The organism is Streptacidiphilus sp. EB129, assembly GCF_041262645.1.
In the GTDB taxonomy this organism is placed as follows: domain Bacteria; phylum Actinomycetota; class Actinomycetes; order Streptomycetales; family Streptomycetaceae; genus Streptacidiphilus.
Genome location: NZ_JBGCCS010000005.1, coordinates 210488 through 226951, shown reverse-complemented (window position 1 = coordinate 226951; position 16464 = coordinate 210488). Strand labels below are relative to the sequence as shown.

15 protein-coding genes and 1 riboswitch are annotated in these 16464 nt (G+C 69.1%); of the genes, 6 read left to right on the top strand and 9 right to left on the bottom strand.

What is annotated here, in order from left to right; all coding sequences use genetic code 11:
* Window positions 1–70: 70 nt before the first annotated feature.
* The 6 genes from ABH925_RS08805 to ABH925_RS08780 all read right to left on the bottom strand — a co-directional run bounded on the left by ABH925_RS08805 (window position 71) and on the right by ABH925_RS08780 (window position 7698).
* Window positions 71–1222 carry an ABC transporter ATP-binding protein gene (locus ABH925_RS08805; RefSeq protein ID WP_370146634.1) on the bottom strand — a complete coding sequence of 384 codons (1152 nt, stop codon included), beginning with the start codon at window positions 1220–1222 and terminating at the stop codon, window positions 71–73.
* Window positions 1219–2220: an ABC transporter permease gene (locus tag ABH925_RS08800; protein ID WP_370146633.1), complete on the bottom strand. Its 1002-nt coding sequence runs from the start codon at window positions 2218–2220 to the stop codon at window positions 1219–1221. The genes ABH925_RS08805 and ABH925_RS08800 overlap by 4 nt, the downstream gene beginning before the upstream one ends.
* Window positions 2221–2329: 109 nt before the next feature.
* The gene (locus tag ABH925_RS08795; protein WP_370146630.1) at window positions 2330–4090 is read right to left on the bottom strand and encodes an ABC transporter substrate-binding protein; all 1761 of its coding nucleotides are present in this window, start codon (window positions 4088–4090) and stop codon (window positions 2330–2332) included.
* Window positions 4091–4184: 94 nt separating this feature from the next.
* Window positions 4185–5183 (bottom strand): ABC transporter permease, encoded by a 999-nt coding sequence (locus tag ABH925_RS08790; protein ID WP_370146629.1) that lies wholly within the window; start codon window positions 5181–5183, stop codon window positions 4185–4187.
* Between the two features lie 823 nt (window positions 5184–6006).
* The gene (locus ABH925_RS08785) at window positions 6007–6780 is read right to left on the bottom strand and encodes an enhanced serine sensitivity protein SseB C-terminal domain-containing protein (RefSeq protein ID WP_370146627.1); all 774 of its coding nucleotides are present in this window, start codon (window positions 6778–6780) and stop codon (window positions 6007–6009) included.
* 42 nt (window positions 6781–6822) lie between these two features.
* Window positions 6823–7698, bottom strand: a complete 876-nt coding sequence (locus ABH925_RS08780) for an enhanced serine sensitivity protein SseB (RefSeq protein WP_370146626.1) — start codon at window positions 7696–7698, stop codon at window positions 6823–6825.
* Between the two features lie 195 nt (window positions 7699–7893).
* Window positions 7894–8009: riboswitch (glycine riboswitch) on the top strand.
* Between the two features lie 182 nt (window positions 8010–8191).
* Here ABH925_RS08780 and gcvT point away from each other — a divergent pair.
* The 4 genes from gcvT (at window position 8192) to ABH925_RS08760 (ending at window position 12769) form a co-directional block, all read left to right on the top strand.
* On the top strand, window positions 8192–9331 hold the full coding sequence (gene gcvT, locus ABH925_RS08775) for a glycine cleavage system aminomethyltransferase GcvT (RefSeq protein ID WP_370146624.1): 1140 nt from the start codon (window positions 8192–8194) through the stop codon (window positions 9329–9331).
* A 158-nt stretch (window positions 9332–9489) separates the two neighbouring features.
* A complete protein-coding gene (gcvH, locus tag ABH925_RS08770; RefSeq protein ID WP_370146622.1) occupies window positions 9490–9867 on the top strand; it encodes a glycine cleavage system protein GcvH in 378 nt (125 codons plus the stop codon).
* Window positions 9868–9892: 25 nt separating this feature from the next.
* Window positions 9893–11161, top strand: a complete 1269-nt coding sequence (gene glyA, locus ABH925_RS08765; protein ID WP_370146621.1) for a serine hydroxymethyltransferase — start codon at window positions 9893–9895, stop codon at window positions 11159–11161.
* Between the two features lie 240 nt (window positions 11162–11401).
* A complete protein-coding gene (locus ABH925_RS08760; protein WP_370146618.1) occupies window positions 11402–12769 on the top strand; it encodes an L-serine ammonia-lyase in 1368 nt (455 codons plus the stop codon).
* Between the two features lie 102 nt (window positions 12770–12871).
* Here ABH925_RS08760 and ABH925_RS08755 read toward each other — a convergent pair whose 3' ends face one another.
* Complete coding sequence (locus ABH925_RS08755) at window positions 12872–13129, bottom strand: hypothetical protein (protein ID WP_370146616.1); 258 nt, start codon at window positions 13127–13129, stop codon at window positions 12872–12874.
* 290 nt (window positions 13130–13419) lie between these two features.
* Between ABH925_RS08755 and ABH925_RS08750 the strand changes: the two genes are divergently transcribed.
* Entirely contained in the window at window positions 13420–13689 is a 270-nt protein-coding gene (locus ABH925_RS08750; protein WP_370146615.1) for a type II toxin-antitoxin system Phd/YefM family antitoxin, read from the top strand.
* Window positions 13679–14137, top strand: coding sequence for a type II toxin-antitoxin system VapC family toxin (locus tag ABH925_RS08745; RefSeq protein WP_370146613.1), 459 nt, complete (start codon window positions 13679–13681; stop codon window positions 14135–14137). The genes ABH925_RS08750 and ABH925_RS08745 overlap by 11 nt, the downstream gene beginning before the upstream one ends.
* Window positions 14138–14440: 303 nt before the next feature.
* Here the strand turns inward: ABH925_RS08745 and ABH925_RS08740 are convergent, their stop codons facing one another.
* Together ABH925_RS08740 and ABH925_RS08735 are read right to left on the bottom strand one after the other, a co-directional pair.
* A complete protein-coding gene (locus ABH925_RS08740; RefSeq protein ID WP_370146609.1) occupies window positions 14441–14998 on the bottom strand; it encodes a hypothetical protein in 558 nt (185 codons plus the stop codon).
* A gap of 73 nt (window positions 14999–15071) precedes the next feature.
* Window positions 15072–16421 carry a carotenoid oxygenase family protein gene (locus ABH925_RS08735; RefSeq protein ID WP_370146605.1) on the bottom strand — a complete coding sequence of 450 codons (1350 nt, stop codon included), beginning with the start codon at window positions 16419–16421 and terminating at the stop codon, window positions 15072–15074.
* Window positions 16422–16464: the final 43 nt, after the last annotated feature.

Sequence of the window (16464 nt, the reverse complement as noted above, 5' to 3'; positions counted from 1 at the left end):
GCGCTGTGGTGCAAAAGTCGGGGCCCGGTCCCGTCCGTTCGTGGCGGACGGGACCGAAACCGAGGTGCTGCTAGAGCCGGGGCTGGATCTCGTCGGTGAAGATCTGGTGCCGGGTCTCCAGGTCCATGTGGCAGGCGGCCAGGTGGGAGTCGGCGGTCTGCACCAGCTCCGGGACCTCGGTCTGGGACCGTCCGCCGGTGCGGTCCGCGTACGGGCAGCGCGGGTGGAAGGCGCAGCCCGTCGGCAGGTTGATCAGGCTGGGCGGGTTGCCCTGGACCGGGATCAGCCGCTCCTGGATCTCCCGGTCGATGCGGGGCATCGAGCCGAGCAGGCCCCAGGTGTAGGGGTGCTCCGGGTTGGTGAAGATCTGGTCCGCCGGACCCTTCTCCACGCACCGGCCGCCGTACATCACCAGGATGTCGTCGGCCAGCTCGGCGACCACGCCGAGGTCGTGCGTGATGATGATGACGGCCGAGCCGAACTCCTGCTGCAGGTCTCGGATCAGGTCCAGGATCTGCGCCTGGACGGTGACGTCCAGAGCGGTGGTGGGCTCGTCCGCGATCAGCAGCGAGGGGTCGTTGGACAGCGCCATCGCGATCATCGCGCGCTGCCGCATCCCGCCGGAGAACTGGTGCGGGTGGTCGTCCACGCGCTTGTCCGGCTGCGGGATGCCGACCCGGTCCAGCATCTGGATCGCGTGGTCGCGGGCCGCCTTCTTGCTGGCCTGCGGGTGGTGCACCCGGTAGGCCTCGATGATCTGCTGACCGATCGTGTAGAAGGGGTGCATCGCGGTCAGCGGATCCTGGAAGATCATCGCCATCTGCTTGCCGCGCAGCTTGCGGACCTCCTCCGGGGAGGAGGAGATCAGCTCCTGGCCGTCCAGCCAGATCTCGCCGGACATCCGGGCGCCGCGGGTCTTGCCGGCCGCACGGTGCAGACCCATGATCGACAGCGAGGTGACCGACTTGCCGGAGCCCGACTCGCCCACGATGCCGAGGGTCTTGCCGCGCTCCAGCGAGAAGCTGAGCCCGTCCACCGACTTGACCAGGCCGTCGTCGGTGGGGAAGTGCACCCTCAGGTCGCGCACGGAGAGGAACTCGGCCGGCGGGCCCAGCGTGACGGCGGGGGTGGCCAGCTCGACCAGCGCCGCGCCGTCGGCGTCTGCGGTCTGTACGGCGCTCGCCGCGCCGTCGGTCGCGGAGGCGTTCTTGCGGATTTTCATGCGAGCCTCACACGGGGGTCGACGACCGCGTACAGCAGGTCGACGATCAGGTTGGCCAGAACGATGAAGAAGGCGGCGAAGAGCGTGACGCCCATGATCATGGGCAGGTCGCTCTTCTGGATCCCCTCCAGCGCCCAGAAGCCCAGGCCACGAAGGTTGAACACGTTCTCGGTGAGGATCGCGCCGCCGAGCAGGCCGCCGAGGTCCATACCGAAGATGGTGAGGATGGGGGTCAGCGTGGAGCGCATCGCGTGCTTCCCGACCACGACCCGTTCACTCAGGCCCTTGGCGCGGGCGGTGCGGATGTAGTCCTCGCCCATCACGTCGAGCATGGTGGCGCGGGTGAGCCGGGCATAGGTCGCCGCGAACAGGAACGCCAGGGTGATCCATGGAAGCAGCATCCCCTGGAACCACAGCCATGGATCCGCCGTGAAGCTGATGTTCCCCGAGTTGGGCAGCCAGTTCAGCTTGTAGACCACGATGGCCGAGCTGACCAGGCCGGTGAAGTAGACCGGGAGCGAGACGCCCGCGAGTGCGGTCATCATGGTGACCCGGTCGAGCAGGCTGCGTTTGCGCAGTGCGGACACGATGCCGGTGCCGACACCGGCGATCAGCCAGAGCACGGCGGCACCCGCCGCCAGTGAGGCGGTGACCGGGAAGGCACTGGTCAGCGTGGGCCACACCGGCTGGCTGTCCTGCGAGGACAGACCGAGGCAGGGAGCCGGGCAGAAGGTCTTGTCCGGCCCGTTGTCGTAGTGCCGACCGGCGACGATCCCCTTGAGGTAGAGGCCGTACTGCTCGTAGATCGGCTTGTCGAACCCCAGCTTGACCCGGAGGCCGGCGATGGCCGCGGGGTTGGCGTTCTTGCCGACGTAGAGCATCACGGGGTCCGTCCCGGTGAGCTTCGGGACCATGAAGAAGATGCCAAAAGTGATCATGGAGACCACCAGCAGCATGACGACCACGTGCATGAGTCGCCGGATGAGGTAAAGAAGCACTGCGCTCGGCCGGCCGCCGGCCGGCCGCCTTCCCTTGTGGGGTCGGCGGCCGACCGCGGCCTGCCTTCACCTGCCCTTCGGTCTAGCTGTACTTACAGGTGAAGTGAAATCACTTGCCGTCGGAGGTACCCAGGGCGGCGAAGTTGATCATGCCCAGCTCCTCCGAGAACATGACGTTGGTCAGGCGCGGGTTGAAGTAGTTGAGCGACTGCTCGACCACACCGGGGAAGTAGAGCGCCAGGTCCATGACCCGGTGGTTGACGTTCTGGTAGTCCTGAGCGGCAACCTTGGGGTCGGTCGTGTTCTGGGCGTCGATGATCCACTGCTGGATCTGCGGGTCGTTGATCTCGGAGTAGTTGTTGTTACCGGCCGGCAGGATCTGGCGACCGTCGACCAGCACGTCCAGGAAGCCCGAGGCGGTCGGGTAGTCCGAGCCCCAGCCGAAGACGTTGAGGCCGATCCCCTTGGAGTGCATGATCGCGGGGACACCGACGGTGGAGCTGGACTTCGAGCCGTCGTACTGGAAGATGTCGGCGTTGATGCCGACCTGCTTCAGGTCGTTCTGCAGCGAGACGGCCTGCTTGACGTCCTTCGGGCTGGTGCTGCGGGCCGCGATGACGGTGTTGAAGCCGTTCGGCTTGCCGCAGAGGGCCAGCTCCTGCTTCGCCTTGTCGACCTGCGGCTGGCCGCCGGCCAGGTTGTACGGGTCGTACGCGTCGTAGCCCGGGGTGGTGGGGGGCAGCATGTTCAGCGACAGCGCGCCGGACCACTTGCCGCCACGGGCGGTCTGCTGGTTGGTGCCGCTCACCGCGTACTCGACGGCCTTGCGGCAGTGGACGTTGTCGAAGGGGGCGACCTTCGTCTGCATCGAGATGTAGCGGATGGTGTTCTCGGGCGCGTTGACCGTGTTCGCCTTGAGCGACGGGGTGGTCAGGATCTTCGCCTGGGCCGCGGTCTGCACGCCACGCTGGCCCGCGTCGATGTCGGCGGTGCCGGCCAGCAGCTGGCTGTCGATGTCATCGGCGTTGGTGTCGATGGTGAAGTCGATCGCGTCCGGCAGGGCGGCGCGGATCGGGTCCGTGCTCTGGTCCCAGTAGGGGTTGCGGACGAACTTGATGGACTTCTGCGCCACATAGGAGGCGATCTTGTACGGACCGCTGGACTGGGGGGCCTGGGCGTACTTGGCGCCGGTGTCCTTGCTCTGCTCGACCGGCGAGGCCGAACCCATGGCCAGGTGGTACAGGAAGTCCGAGTTGGGCTGGGCCAGCTTGAAGACGACCGTGTTGGCGTCCGGGGTGGTCACCGACTTGAGGCCGACCGGGCTGGTGTCCTTGTACGGGCCGGGGTAGTTCTGGCCCTCGTCCAGGTCCGCGATCAGGTACGTCGGGCCGCCGGGCAGGACGTCCTGCGCGAAGGTGCGCTCGATGCCGTACTTGATGTCCGCGGAGGTGATCGGGTCACCGTCGTCGAACTTCAGACCGCTTCGCAGGGTGAAGGTGTAGGTCTTGCCGTCCGCCGAGATGGTCGGCATGGCCGACGCCAGGTCGGGAGCCAGGGCCAGGCCGGCCGCACCGGGCTTCATCGGGTAGGCGACCAGCGTGCGGGCGTAGAGCTGCTGGAGGTTCCACGCGAAGGCGTAGTAGGCGATCGCCGTGTCCAGCGAGTCCACGTCCTGGGTGCTCAGCAGGTGGAGGGTGCCACCCTTCTTGGTGGAAGGGTTCACGATGCTGGTGGCAGCCGCGTTGAACGTGGGACCGGTGGACTTGCTGCCGCCGCCGGTCGTACTGTTCGCGTTCCCGCTGCAGGCGCTGGTCACGGTCATCAGCCCGACGACGCCAACGGCCGCAAGTGCCATAATTCGCTTGTTCACTGGGTGTCAACCTCCGAGGAGTGACCAGGCGAGTGTGCACTGGTCGGGTGGTGAAATGCCGTGCCCGAGGCCCTGGGCGCCGGGTTCGGACGAACTAGTTGCCCTTCGGGTCCAGGGCGTCACGCAGCCCGTCGCCGAAAAGGTTGAACGCGAGGACGGTCACGAAGATCGCCAGGCCGGGGATCAGCAGGTTCGTCAGGTCGACCGTGTAGTACTGGATCGAGTCCGACAGCATCTGGCCCCAGGAGGGCGTCGGCGGCTTCACACCGACACCGAGGAAGCTCAGCGCGGCCTCGTTGAGGATGTTGGTCGGGATCATCAGCGTCGTGTAGACGAGGATCGGCGCGACCAGGTTCGGGAGCAGTTCCTTGAGCAGGATGTGCACCCGGCCCGCGCCCAGGCTCTGAGCAGCCTCGACGAACTCGCGTTCGCGCAGCGAGAGGGTCTGGCCGCGGACGATACGTCCGATGTAGGGCCAGCCGAAGAAGCCGATCACGAAGATCAGCACCATGATGCGTGGTGCGCTTCCACCCATCCCGAAGAGCTTCTCGGGGACGACCGAGACCAGTGCGATGGAGAAGAGCAGCTGCGGGAAGGACAGCAGGACGTCCATGGTGCGGCTGACGACGGTGTCGACCCAGCCGCCGAGGAAGCCGGCCGCCATGCCCAGCAGCACACCGATGACGACGGCCAGAGCGGCCGCGCCGAAGGCGACGATCAGCGAGATCTGCGCGCCGTAGACGACGCGGGCGAAGATGTCACGGCCGGTGCTCGGCTCCAGGCCCAGCCAGTGCGAGCCGCTGATGCCGCTCAGCGGGCCGTTCGGCATGCCGAAGCCGAGGTCGGTGTTGAGCAGGTTGGCGTGGAAGTCGTCGGGGTTCTGACCCTCGATCCCGCACAGCACCGGCGCCAGGATGCCGACCAGGATCAGCAGCAGCACCACCGCCCCGCCGACCAGCGAGAGTTTGTCCCTCTTCAGGCGCTCCCAGGCGATTCGTCCGGGCGAGCGCCCGACAATCTTCGCGGGTGCGGCGACCGGGTCGGCAGGAACCTCCAATGTCGCGGCTCCGCTGTCGTGAAGTGGCGCAGTCATTTGTGGATAGACCCCTCAAGCCGGTGGTGACCGACACACGGTGCCCGGTCGACACGCCGTCCGGGAATCCTGTCCAGGATCCGGTCCGGCCGGCGTGGTCGCAGTTCACTGTTGGTGCCAAGTGCGGTGGAACGACGCTGCGGTGGTGCTACGTCAAGTGCGGTGGTGCGGTGATGCGTTGAAACGGGTGGTGCGGTGCTGCGTTGAAACGGTGGTGCGGGGTGGTGCGCTGCCGGGGCAGTGGTGAAGCATTGAAGCAGAGGTGCGTGTGAACCGGGGAACCCTGGATACGGGTGTCCCCGGTGCGGTCGCGCGCCGTGATGCGGTGGTGACTTGGTGATGCAGTGGTGCCTTGGTGCGGTGAAACATGGTGCGGTGCAACGAGGATGGACGCTGGTGTGTGTCCGGTTCCCGCCTCTGCCCGGCCACCACTCCGGAACCGGGGTGGCGGTCGGACAGGATCACGGGAAAGCAAGCCGTCATGGGGGCCGACATCGTCCGGTTGGACGGGGGCTTCACCACTGTCTGGCTACAGCGTGTGAGGCGCCCTCGGCTCACCACTTCGCGGCGCCACTCTTCAACACCCGACAGAGGCTCCGCCAGACCCCCCACCTAAAGGTTGCATAACCGTGATCTGCACCGATACACGCCCGAGACCTGCGAATACGGCTCTTCATACGCCTGTTACATCGCCCCGGAGCGACCGAGTCAACGCGGGTAGAACGCATTCATCCTGGTCAGGCGCGCGTCTGCCACCACTCGGAGCGGTGTCACCCGTTCGGGACGGCCCCAATTCGTCCGCCAAGTGACGTTCTTACGATTCTCAGAACCGCGGGTAGCCGTACCCGGAGCCGGGCCGCCCTCCGCCGCCGGAAACACCCCGGTCGAAAAACGGAATCGCGCGCACCCGCAGCCAGAGCGCCACCGGGTCGTACGGGTCCGACATCGCCACCGTGGAGACCGCGACTCCCTGCGGCGCGCCGGGCAGGGCGTGCTGCATCATCAGCCGGACCGACTCCACCGCCGGCGGGCTGGAATCGTACAAATCCAGACCGATCACCAGATACGGGCTGCCCCAGGCGGGCTGGACCCAGCCCCGGCGCAGCGATCGGACCGCCGCGGTGCCCTGGGCGGCCTGGTTGAGCAGGGCGTAGAACTGGTCGGCGGCGACCGGCGGCTCGCCGATCGTCAGCGGCCCGGCCGGCAGCCGGTCCAGGCCGCCGGCCACCCGGCGCAGGTCGGCCCAGGGGATGCCGACGCCGCCGCCGGGCTGGTGCGGGTTCAGCCACAGCCCCCAGCGTTCGCGGTAGAGCGAGGCGGCGATCTCACGTCCGGAGGTGATCTGGTGCGCCCGGCTCCAGCCGCTGGCGGCGAGCTGCTCGGCGGAGGTCACACACGGTGCGTAACCGAATCCGCCGACTTCCATGTTCCCGTACTGGGCGTCGGGGCGGCCGGGCTCGCCGTGCCACAGCAGCATCCACACCGAGCCCTCGGCGACGGCCCGCAGCAACCCCTCGTAGGGCTCGAACCGCCCCGGGGCCACCTCCCGCAGCGCGCGCTCGATGGCGCCCCCGCCGGCTGCCTCGACCACTGCCACCTCTCCCCGCGTCGCGTCCCCTGTCCTCTGGCGACTGTCACCCTAGTGGTCGAGTGTCCCCTGACCGAGGGGGACGCGCTCGTAGAACGGCGGCACCGAGGCCACCATCCAGTCCCCCAGCGGATCCTGCGCCACGTCCAGCAGCACGATCCCGACCTCCCAGGGCAGCGGCACCGCGCCGAGCGCGCGGCCCAGCGCCTCGGTGGCCGCCTGCTGGTCCTCCGGCCGCCAGCTGTCCAGCTCGACGCCGACGAACAGCTTCTCGGGTTCGCCCTCGACCTGCACCAGTGCCCGACGTGCCGTCAGCACCTGCGGCGTGCGGCAGAGTTCGCCGACGCAGGCGGCGAGGAACTCCACCGGGTCCTGGTGCGGCCCGGGCTCCCGCAGACCCACCCGGGCGCCGGCCGGCGCTCCCGGCGTCCCGGGGCCGGTGCCCGCGCCGGCTCCGCCGACCGGCCCGCCGCAGAGCTCGGCCACCCCGGTCGCCGGGATCGGGATGCCGACCGCGCCCTCGGGATTGACCACGATGCCCACGCCCAGCGGCATCCCCTGCGCCAGCTCGCGGACCGGGGCGATGGTGAACGACATCTGCCCGGCGATCCGGCGCAGCTGCTCCTCGGAGCTGAACACCGGCACGAAGGGCTGGCCGGCCAGTTCGGTGGTGGGCAGCTCCAGGGTCGCCCCGTCGTACCCGCCACCGCCCGGCAGCGGCACCCACACCTGGCTGCGCCGCAGCACCTCGACCACGCGCGGGGTGGCCCCCGGGTCGCCGATCGCGGCGGTGAGCACCTGCTCCAGCTCGTTCGCCGGCCAGCCGCTCTGTGCCGGAATGCTCGCGGCCGCCATGCTCTGGGCCGCCATGCTCGCGGCCGCCATGCTCTGGGCCGGATCGCCCGCGGTGTCCGTGGGGTACTGCATCTGCGTGACCGCCGTTCCCTGCTGCCCGTCACCAAGCCCTGCCGGTACCGCCCGGCGGGTTCCACCGGCGTACCGGTACGCCGCAGGATAGCGACAGCGGGTCGGCGCGCGGGGCCGGCAGCACCGGACGCGTGCTGCGCGGGGCGCGCCCAGCGTGCCATGATGAGCGCGACCAACAACTCCACACCGGCCGATCGACCCCGCGCGGGAGAGCCAGGCCAGTCCCCGTCCGCATGGACCAGGACTGCAGTCGGCGCCGAAGGAGCAAGCCCTCCCCGGAATCTCTCAGGCACAGATACCGCACGGGCTAGGCAGATCTGGAAAGCGGTCATGCCGCCGCGGCTCGCCCGCTGCCATGCCCCACCCACGGTGCAAGCCGCGTCCCTGCTCCCTGTGGAGCGGTCCGACGCGGTGAAGCTCTCAGGTTGCGACGACAGAGGGGGAGCCCCTGCCGCAGCATGCCTTCCTTGAGAGAGCACGAGGAGCACCACCGATGTCAGCTGAGAACGCAGACCTCCGCCTCACCGCCCTGGACGCCGTCCATCGGGCCCTCGGCGCGACCATGACCGACTTCGCCGGCTGGGACATGCCGCTGCGCTACGGCAGCGAGCGCGAGGAGCACCTCGCCGTCCGCACCAGGGCCGGACTGTTCGACCTCTCGCACATGGGCGAGATCACCGTCACCGGGCCGCAGGCCGCCGAGCTGCTCGACTACTCGCTGGTCGGCTTCGTCTCCGCACTGGACCTGAACCGCGCCCGCTACACCATGATCTGCGCGGCCGACGGCGGCATCCTGGACGACCTGATCGTCTACCGCACCGGTGCGGAGGAGTTCCTGGTCGTCGCCAACGCCTCCAACGCCCAGCTGGTGCTGGACGAGCTGACGGCCCGGGCGGCCGGTTTCGACGCGGTGGTGCGCGACGACCGCGACGCCTACGCGCTGATCGCGATCCAGGGTCCGCAGGCCACCGCGATCCTGGCCCCGCTGACCGAGGCGGACCTGCCCGGGCTGAAGTACTACACCGCGCTGCCCGCCACCGTGGCCGGCCGCCCCGCGCTGCTGGCCCGTACCGGCTACACCGGTGAGGACGGCTTCGAGCTGTTCCTGGCCCCGGACGACGCCGAGCACGTGTGGACCACACTGTCCGCCGCCGGCGCCGACGCGGGTCTGATCCCCTGCGGCCTCTCCTGCCGCGACACGCTGCGCCTGGAGGCGGGCATGCCGCTGTACGGGCACGAGCTCAGCACCTCGCTGACCCCCTTCGACGCCGGCCTGGGCCGGGTGGTCCGGTTCGACAAGACGAGCAACGACGGCGCGTTCGTCGGCCGCGCGGCGCTGGAGAAGGCCGCCGAGCAGGCCGCCGCCACCCCTCCGCGGGTGCTGGTCGGTCTGGTCTCCCCCGGACGCCGGGTGCCGCGCGCCGAGATGAACGTGGTCACCGCGGACGGCGCGGGCACGGTCATCGGCTCGATCACCTCCGGCGCCCCCTCCCCCACCCTGGGCAAGCCGATCGCGATGGCGTACGTGGACGCGGCGCACGCCACCCCGGGCGGCACGGTCGCGGTGGACGTCCGCGGCACCCACGAGCCGGTCGAGGTCGTGGCGCTGCCGTTCTACAAGCGAGCCCGCTGAATCACGCCCGCTGAGGCGACTCCCGCGGACGCAGTCCTGCTGACGCAGGCCCGCTGACGCGGGTCAGCCGACGCCGAGCCCCGCCGGCTCCGCCCCGCACCGCCCCCTCCGGGGGGCCGTTTCGCCGTACCCGCATCCCATCCTGGAGAATCGACGCCATGAGCAACCCCCAGCACCTCACGTACAGCAAGGAACACGAGTGGCTGACCGCCCTCGAGGACGGTGTCGCCACCGTGGGCATCACCGCCTTCGCCGCCGACGCCCTCGGTGACGTGGTCTACGTGCAGCTCCCCGAGGTCGGCCAGACCGTGACGGCAGGCGAGACCTGCGGCGAGCTGGAGTCGACCAAGTCGGTCAGCGACCTCTACTCCCCCGCGACCGGTGAGATCGTCGAGGCCAACCAGGCCGTCGTGGACGACCCCGCCCTGGTGAACTCCGCCCCCTTCACCGAGGGCTGGCTGTTCAAGATCCGCCTCGACGGCACCCCCGAGGGCCTGCTGTCCGCCGACGAGTACGCCGCGCACACCGGCGCCTGACATCTCTGCCTAGGGGATACACACCATGACGGTTCTGAACCAGTCCCTGCACACCCTGGACCCCGAGGTCGCGGCGGCGGTCGACGCCGAGCTGCACCGCCAGCAGTCCACCCTGGAGATGATCGCCTCCGAGAACTTCGCCCCGGTGGCGGTCCTTGAGGCGCAGGGCTCCGTGCTGACCAACAAGTACGCCGAGGGCTACCCCGGCCGGCGCTACTACGGCGGCTGCGAGCACGTCGACGTGGTCGAGCAGCTGGCCATCGACCGGGTCAAGGCGCTGTTCGGCGCCGAGGCCGCGAACGTCCAGCCGCACTCGGGCGCCTCGGCCAACGCCGCCGCGATGTTCGCGCTGATCAAGCCGGGCGACACCATCCTGGGCCTGGACCTGGCCCACGGCGGGCACCTGACCCACGGCATGAAGATCAACTTCTCGGGCAAGCTCTACAACGTGGCCGCCTACCACGTCGACGCCGAGACCAACCTGGTCGACATGGACGAGGTCGAGCGCCTGGCCAAGGAGCACCAGCCGCAGCTGATCATCGCCGGCTGGTCCGCCTACCCGCGCCAGCTGGACTTCGCCGCCTTCCGCCGCATCGCCGACTCGGTGGGCGCGCTGCTGATGGTGGACATGGCCCACTTCGCCGGCCTGGTCGCCGCCGGGCTGCACCCCTCGCCGGTGCCCTACGCGGACGTGGTCACCACGACCACCCACAAGACCCTGGGCGGCCCGCGCGGCGGTGTGATCCTCTCCAAGGCCGAGTACGCCAAGAAGATCAACTCCGCGGTCTTCCCCGGCCAGCAGGGCGGTCCGCTGGAGCACGTGATCGCCGCCAAGGCGGTGTCCTTCAAGGTCGCCGCCTCGGAGGAGTTCAAGGAGCGCCAGCAGCGCACCCTGGAAGGCGCGAAGATCCTCGCCGAGCGGCTCACCCGCGCGGACGCCACCGAGGCCGGCGTCTCGGTGCTCTCCGGCGGCACCGACGTGCACCTGGTGCTGGTGGACCTGCGCAAGTCCGAGCTGGACGGCCAGCAGGCCGAGGACCGGCTGCACTCGGTGGGCATCACCGTCAACCGCAACGCCGTGCCCTTCGACCCGCGCCCCCCGATGGTCACCTCCGGCCTGCGGATCGGCGCCCCGGCGCTGGCCACCCGCGGTTTCGTCGCCGAGGACTTCACCGAGGTCGCCGACATCATCGCGGAGACCCTCAAGCCGGCCTTCGACGAGCCCAAGCGCGCCGCCCTGGCCGCCCGGGTCACCGCGCTCACCGAGAAGTACCCGCTCTACCCGGACCTGTAGGCCTCCATCAGGCCGACAGCGGGTTGCGTTTCCGTGAGCGGTGAGTGACGTCACCCGTCCGTACCGCTCCCTTCGACGGGGCACCGAGCACACTGGACAGTGAGCCGGTGCCCCCTCGTCTGCACTGCCGCACCGCATCACCACCGGCGCACCGCACCACCGCCTCCCGACGACGGGGCACCCACACCCCACCCTCGTCATCGCCGTCCCTCACCACCCACCCAGACAAGGGCGTCTCCCGTGGCCATCAGCGTCTTCGACCTCTTCTCCATCGGCATCGGGCCCTCCAGCTCGCACACCGTCGGACCGATGCGCGCGGCCCGGATGTTCGCCCGGCGGCTGAAGTCCGAGGGCCTGCTGGCCTCGACCGCCACGGTCCGGGCCGAGCTGTTCGGCTCGCTGGGCGCGACCGGGCACGGCCACGGCACCCCCAAGGCGGTCCTGCTCGGCCTGGAGGGCAACTCGCCGCGCACCGTCGACATCACGCAGGCGGACCTGGACGTGGACCGGATCAAGGCCGGCAAGCGGCTCTCGCTGCTCGGCGTCCACGAGATCGCCTTCGACCCGGACACCCAGCTGATCCTGCACCGCCGCCGGTCCCTCCCGTACCACGCGAACGGGATGACCATGTGCGCCTACGACGCGGCCGGGGTACCGGTGCTGGAGAAGACCTACTACTCGGTCGGCGGCGGCTTCGTGGTGGACGAGGACGCCATCGGCGCGAACCGGGTCAAGCCCGACGACAAGGTGCTGAAGTACCCCTTCCGTACCGGCGCGGAGCTGCTGCGGCTGGCCAACGAGACCGGCCTGTCGGTCTCGTCGCTGATGCTGGAGAACGAGAAGGCCTGGCGCACCGAGGAGGAGATCCGCAGCGGACTGCTGGCGATCTGGCAGGTCATGCAGGAGTGCGTGCGCAACGGCATGAACCACGAGGGCATACTCCCCGGCGGCCTCAAGGTGCGCCGCCGTGCGGCCACCGCGGCCCGCGCCATGCGGGTCGAGGGCATCGGCCCGGCCAACGCGATGGAGTGGGTCACCCTCTACGCGATGGCCGTGAACGAGGAGAACGCGGCCGGCGGCCGGGTCGTCACCGCCCCCACCAACGGCGCGGCCGGGATCATCCCGGCGGTCCTGCACTACTACCTGAACTTCATCCCGGGCGCCGACGACGACGGCATCGTCCGCTTCATGCTGACGGCCGGCGCCATCGGCATGCTCTTCAAGGAGAACGCCTCCATCTCCGGCGCCGAGGTCGGCTGCCAGGGCGAGGTCGGCTCCGCCTGCTCCATGGCCGCCGGCGGCCTCGCCGAGGTGCTGGGCGGCACCCCCGAGCAGGTCGAGAACGCCGCCGAGATCGGCATCGAGCACAACCTCGGCCTGACCTGCGACCCGGTCGGCGGCCTGGTCCAGATCCCCTGCATCGAGCGCAACGGCATGGCCTCGGTCAAGGCCATCACCGCCGCCCGCATGTCCCTGCGCGGCGACGGCCGCCACCACGTCTCCCTCGACAAGGCCATCAAGACCATGAAGGAGACCGGCGCCGACATGAAGGTCAAGTACAAGGAGACCAGCCGCGGCGGCCTCGCGGTCAACGTCATCGAGTGCTAGTCGAACAACCCCTGACCTGCAACCTTCTCCCTTTCGGGACTGTCAGGGCATTTCCTGCTCGCACAGCAAAAGGTCCCTGAAAAGTCCCTGGCGAACCCCTGGTCAGCAGCACACTGACCAGGGGTTTCTGGTCTCACCGGTTCCAGTCAGCCCGTGTCCCAAGACGCAACCGGCTTCAGAAGCGTTGTTGTAAATCGCCAGCCGCAGCCGCCAGCGACGCAACACACCCGCGATCTCATCCTCATTGGCAGACCCCATGTCGCGATAGAAAGCCATCCGCTGGGAAGGCGGCAGCGCGGCCCCGATCTCGTCCTGCGTCCGGGGATGCGCGCCGTACGCCTCGGTGGGCTGTGCGCTCATCGGCTCCTCCTGCTCTGCGCTGTGGCCAGCAACTTCTGTGGGAGCTCCTGGCAGCTGGCCTCCACTCCAGCGAGCAGCACGCGCGCTGGGGGCGCCGCTGCGAGGCACAGGCGCCGACAGTGCGACTCGGCCTCCGCCGACGCCCGTGCATCCACACCTGGGTCAACGTCATCGAGTGCTGAAACATCGAGCTCCAGGAGGTGACCTGCTGTCGAACATGCCCCATGCCCTGTAGCCGAACCAGGTGCAACCCTGTAGCACCGCGTGGCACGCACCGGTAGCCTGGTGGCATGACAGCGCAACCGGAGATCACCCAGCGAGACCTGCGCAGCAGGTCGAGAGAGATCATGGATGCCGTCGAGGCGGGCCAGTCCTTCACCGTCACTCGTGACGGCCACCGGATCGGGGAGCTGATCCCGTTGAAGCGCCGTCGGCGCTTCGTTCCCCGAGCCGAGTTCGCCGCGATGTCGCGAAGCGCACCCGACATCTCACTGGATGCCTTCCGGGCAGATCAGGACGCCACCGCTGCACAGGAGACGGACGATCCCTATGCCCGTTGAGCATGAGCGGGGTCTGCTCGACACCAACATCATGATCCTGCGTCGATGGGTGGACCCGGCCGAGTTGCCGGTTGAGATGGCCATCAGCGCAATCACGCTGGCAGAACTCTCCGCCGGACCGCACGAGGTCCGGCGGAACGAGGAGCAGGGCGACTACGACGAATACGCGGAGCGGGCCCGCCGGCTCGACGTCCTCCAACGCGCCGAGAACGAGTTCGATCCCATCACCTTCGACACCGAGGCAGCACGCATCTACGGCCGGATCTGTGCTGCCGTGATCGGCGCGGGGCGGAAACCGCGGAGGCGTGTGGCCGACCTGATGATCGCCGCCATCGCCATCGCCGAGGACCTCCCTCTGTTCACCACCAACCCCGACGACTTCAAGGGCCTGGAGACACTCCTGACCGTCGTCCCGGTCACCAGCCCGGCGCTTCCGCACGATCGCTGAGCAGGTGCCGGCCGAATTGTCCCTGGCAAGTCCCTGAGACCGGCGCCAGCACCGGAAAGGCAGCAAAATGCCTGGTCAGAGCCATGATCGAATGGCGCCGACATGAAGGTCAAGTACAAGGAGACCAGCCGCGGCGGCCTCGCCGTCAACGTCATCGAGTGCTAGCAAACCCGCGCTGACCTGCGACTCCGCCTCTTTCAGAGCATGCACCGCGGAGAGGGGCCGCCTGCCGCCGCCAAACACCCGAACCACCACCCGTACGCCCGACCGACCGGGATCCGGTGAGGGTTCGACGAGCGAGGGTCAGGAGGCCAGGCCGCGGAGCGCGGCAGCCTTGGCCTGGATGCGACGGGAGTAGTGGATCGTGAAGGTCGCCGGGGCGACGAACGCGGCGATCTGGACGACGGTCCGCGTGGTCGAGTCGTGAGCGACAGCGGCGAGCGTGATGGCGCCGATCACGAAGCTCGCCGTCCAGACGGCGGTGATGACGACATTGGTGCGGATGAAGAGCGGCTGGTCCCAGAACTCGCGCGGGGTGCTCTGTTTGGCGATGCCGAGGGTGAACGGGCGCCCGGCGGCCAGTGAGGCTCCGGCGATCACGGCCAGCGCGGTCGACGAGAGCGCCGGCGCGTAGGGGTGCAGCGCGGTGTGCGGGTCCGCAAAGGCGAGCACGGTCATCGCGGCGAAGAAGACGGCGGAGCCGATCTCGATGATCTGTGCGTCCAGGGTCCGGCCGGCGCTCGTCTGCCGGGCGACGACCAGGAGGGCGACGAGCAGAGCGGCCAGCGAGCCCCAGTTCCAGTTCGCCGAGGGGATGACGGCATAAACGATCCACGGGGCGAAGGTGCGCAGGTACGACATGACGTACTCCTTGAGGCTCCTCGCAAGGCTCCTGCCTTGACATGTCAAATCTAGAAGGTCCGGATTCAACCTGTCAATACTGGAATGTCAGTACATCGACGTCGGGGAGCCAGTTGCCGTGGAAGCCGGAGGGAACGCGTCGGGGCAGGTGAACGGTGGCGACCGGGGGGCCGGTGAGGTTGTCGGCGTCCAGGATGACCAGATCACTGCGATCGGTGGCGGCGTCGTGGACATACGCCATCAGCCAGCCGGGGCCTCCCGGCCTGTCGTCGGCGGGGACGAACGAGGCCTCGCCGGGTGTGCGACCCGGGCCGAAGAGGTGGCTGGCGACAGTGTTCGCACCGAGGTCGTAGCGGTGGATCGCGCCGCCGCCGGGGCCTTTCGCGGTGCTGGTGTGGCCGTGACCGTAGTGAAGGCCGGTGAGGCGGTCATCGATGCGGGGGAACTCGGTGCTTCGGTCGTCCAGTTGCTCCTCATGAACCACCCCTGCAGCAAGGTCGATGGTCCAGCGCCACAGTGACCCGTGGCCGTTGACGTCCACACCGTCGCCCAGTTTGTCCCAGCGGATGACGTGCAGGACCAGTCGCTGCCCGGCCGCCTCCTCGTGCGCACCCAGGGTGTGGAAGACGTAGCAGGGCTGGATCTCGAACCAGCGCACGGTGCCGTGGGGATCGTCGCGGCGCAGGACGCCGAGGCGGGCACCGTAGTCGGGTGTCCAGGTGTAGGGCATGCCGGCAGCGCCCGCCTTGGCCTTGGCCAGGTCGAAGACGACCGGCAGGTCCATGAAGACCACGTGCGCGGAGGTGAGCTGGAAGTCGTGCATCATCGTGTGCGCGGGTACTTGGATGGGGCGACTGACCGTCAGTTCACCTGTCGCGTCCGCTCGATGATAGGTCAGATAGGGGGCGGTCAGGCCGCCGTAGCCGAAGAAGTGCAGTTCGCCGGTGGTGGGGCAGGTCTTGGGGTGGGCGGTCATCGGGGTCTGCAGGCGCCCGTTGAAGTCGTAGGCGCCGATGGTTTCAAGCTCGCGCCCGGGCCGGAGGTCGAGTTCGTAAGGATAGGCGGACTCGACCAGGGCCAGCGTGCGCCCCGCGTGCCGCACGACGTGGGTGTTGGCGACGCCGGCGGTCAGGTCGTGATTGCCGTGGTCGTCGTACGGGCGGGCGCCGCGCGTGAAGGTGGCCGTTCGGACCCAGCGATTGCGGTAGGACGTGGCCCTCCCGCCCTCCAGTCGCACGCCGTGGACCATGCCGTCGCCCAGGAACCAGTGCGCGGAGGCGGCTTCGCGCGGGTTGGGCCCATTGCGCAGGTACCAGCCGGCCAGTTCGGGCGGTATGGAACCAGTGACGGACAGTTCGGTGACGGTGAGTTCGTCGGGGACGGGGGCGAAGTTGCCCAGCAGATGGGGGACGGTGGTGGTCATGGCGCACTCCGAAGGGCGTTGGCCGGGCCGGGCGGGGTGAGTT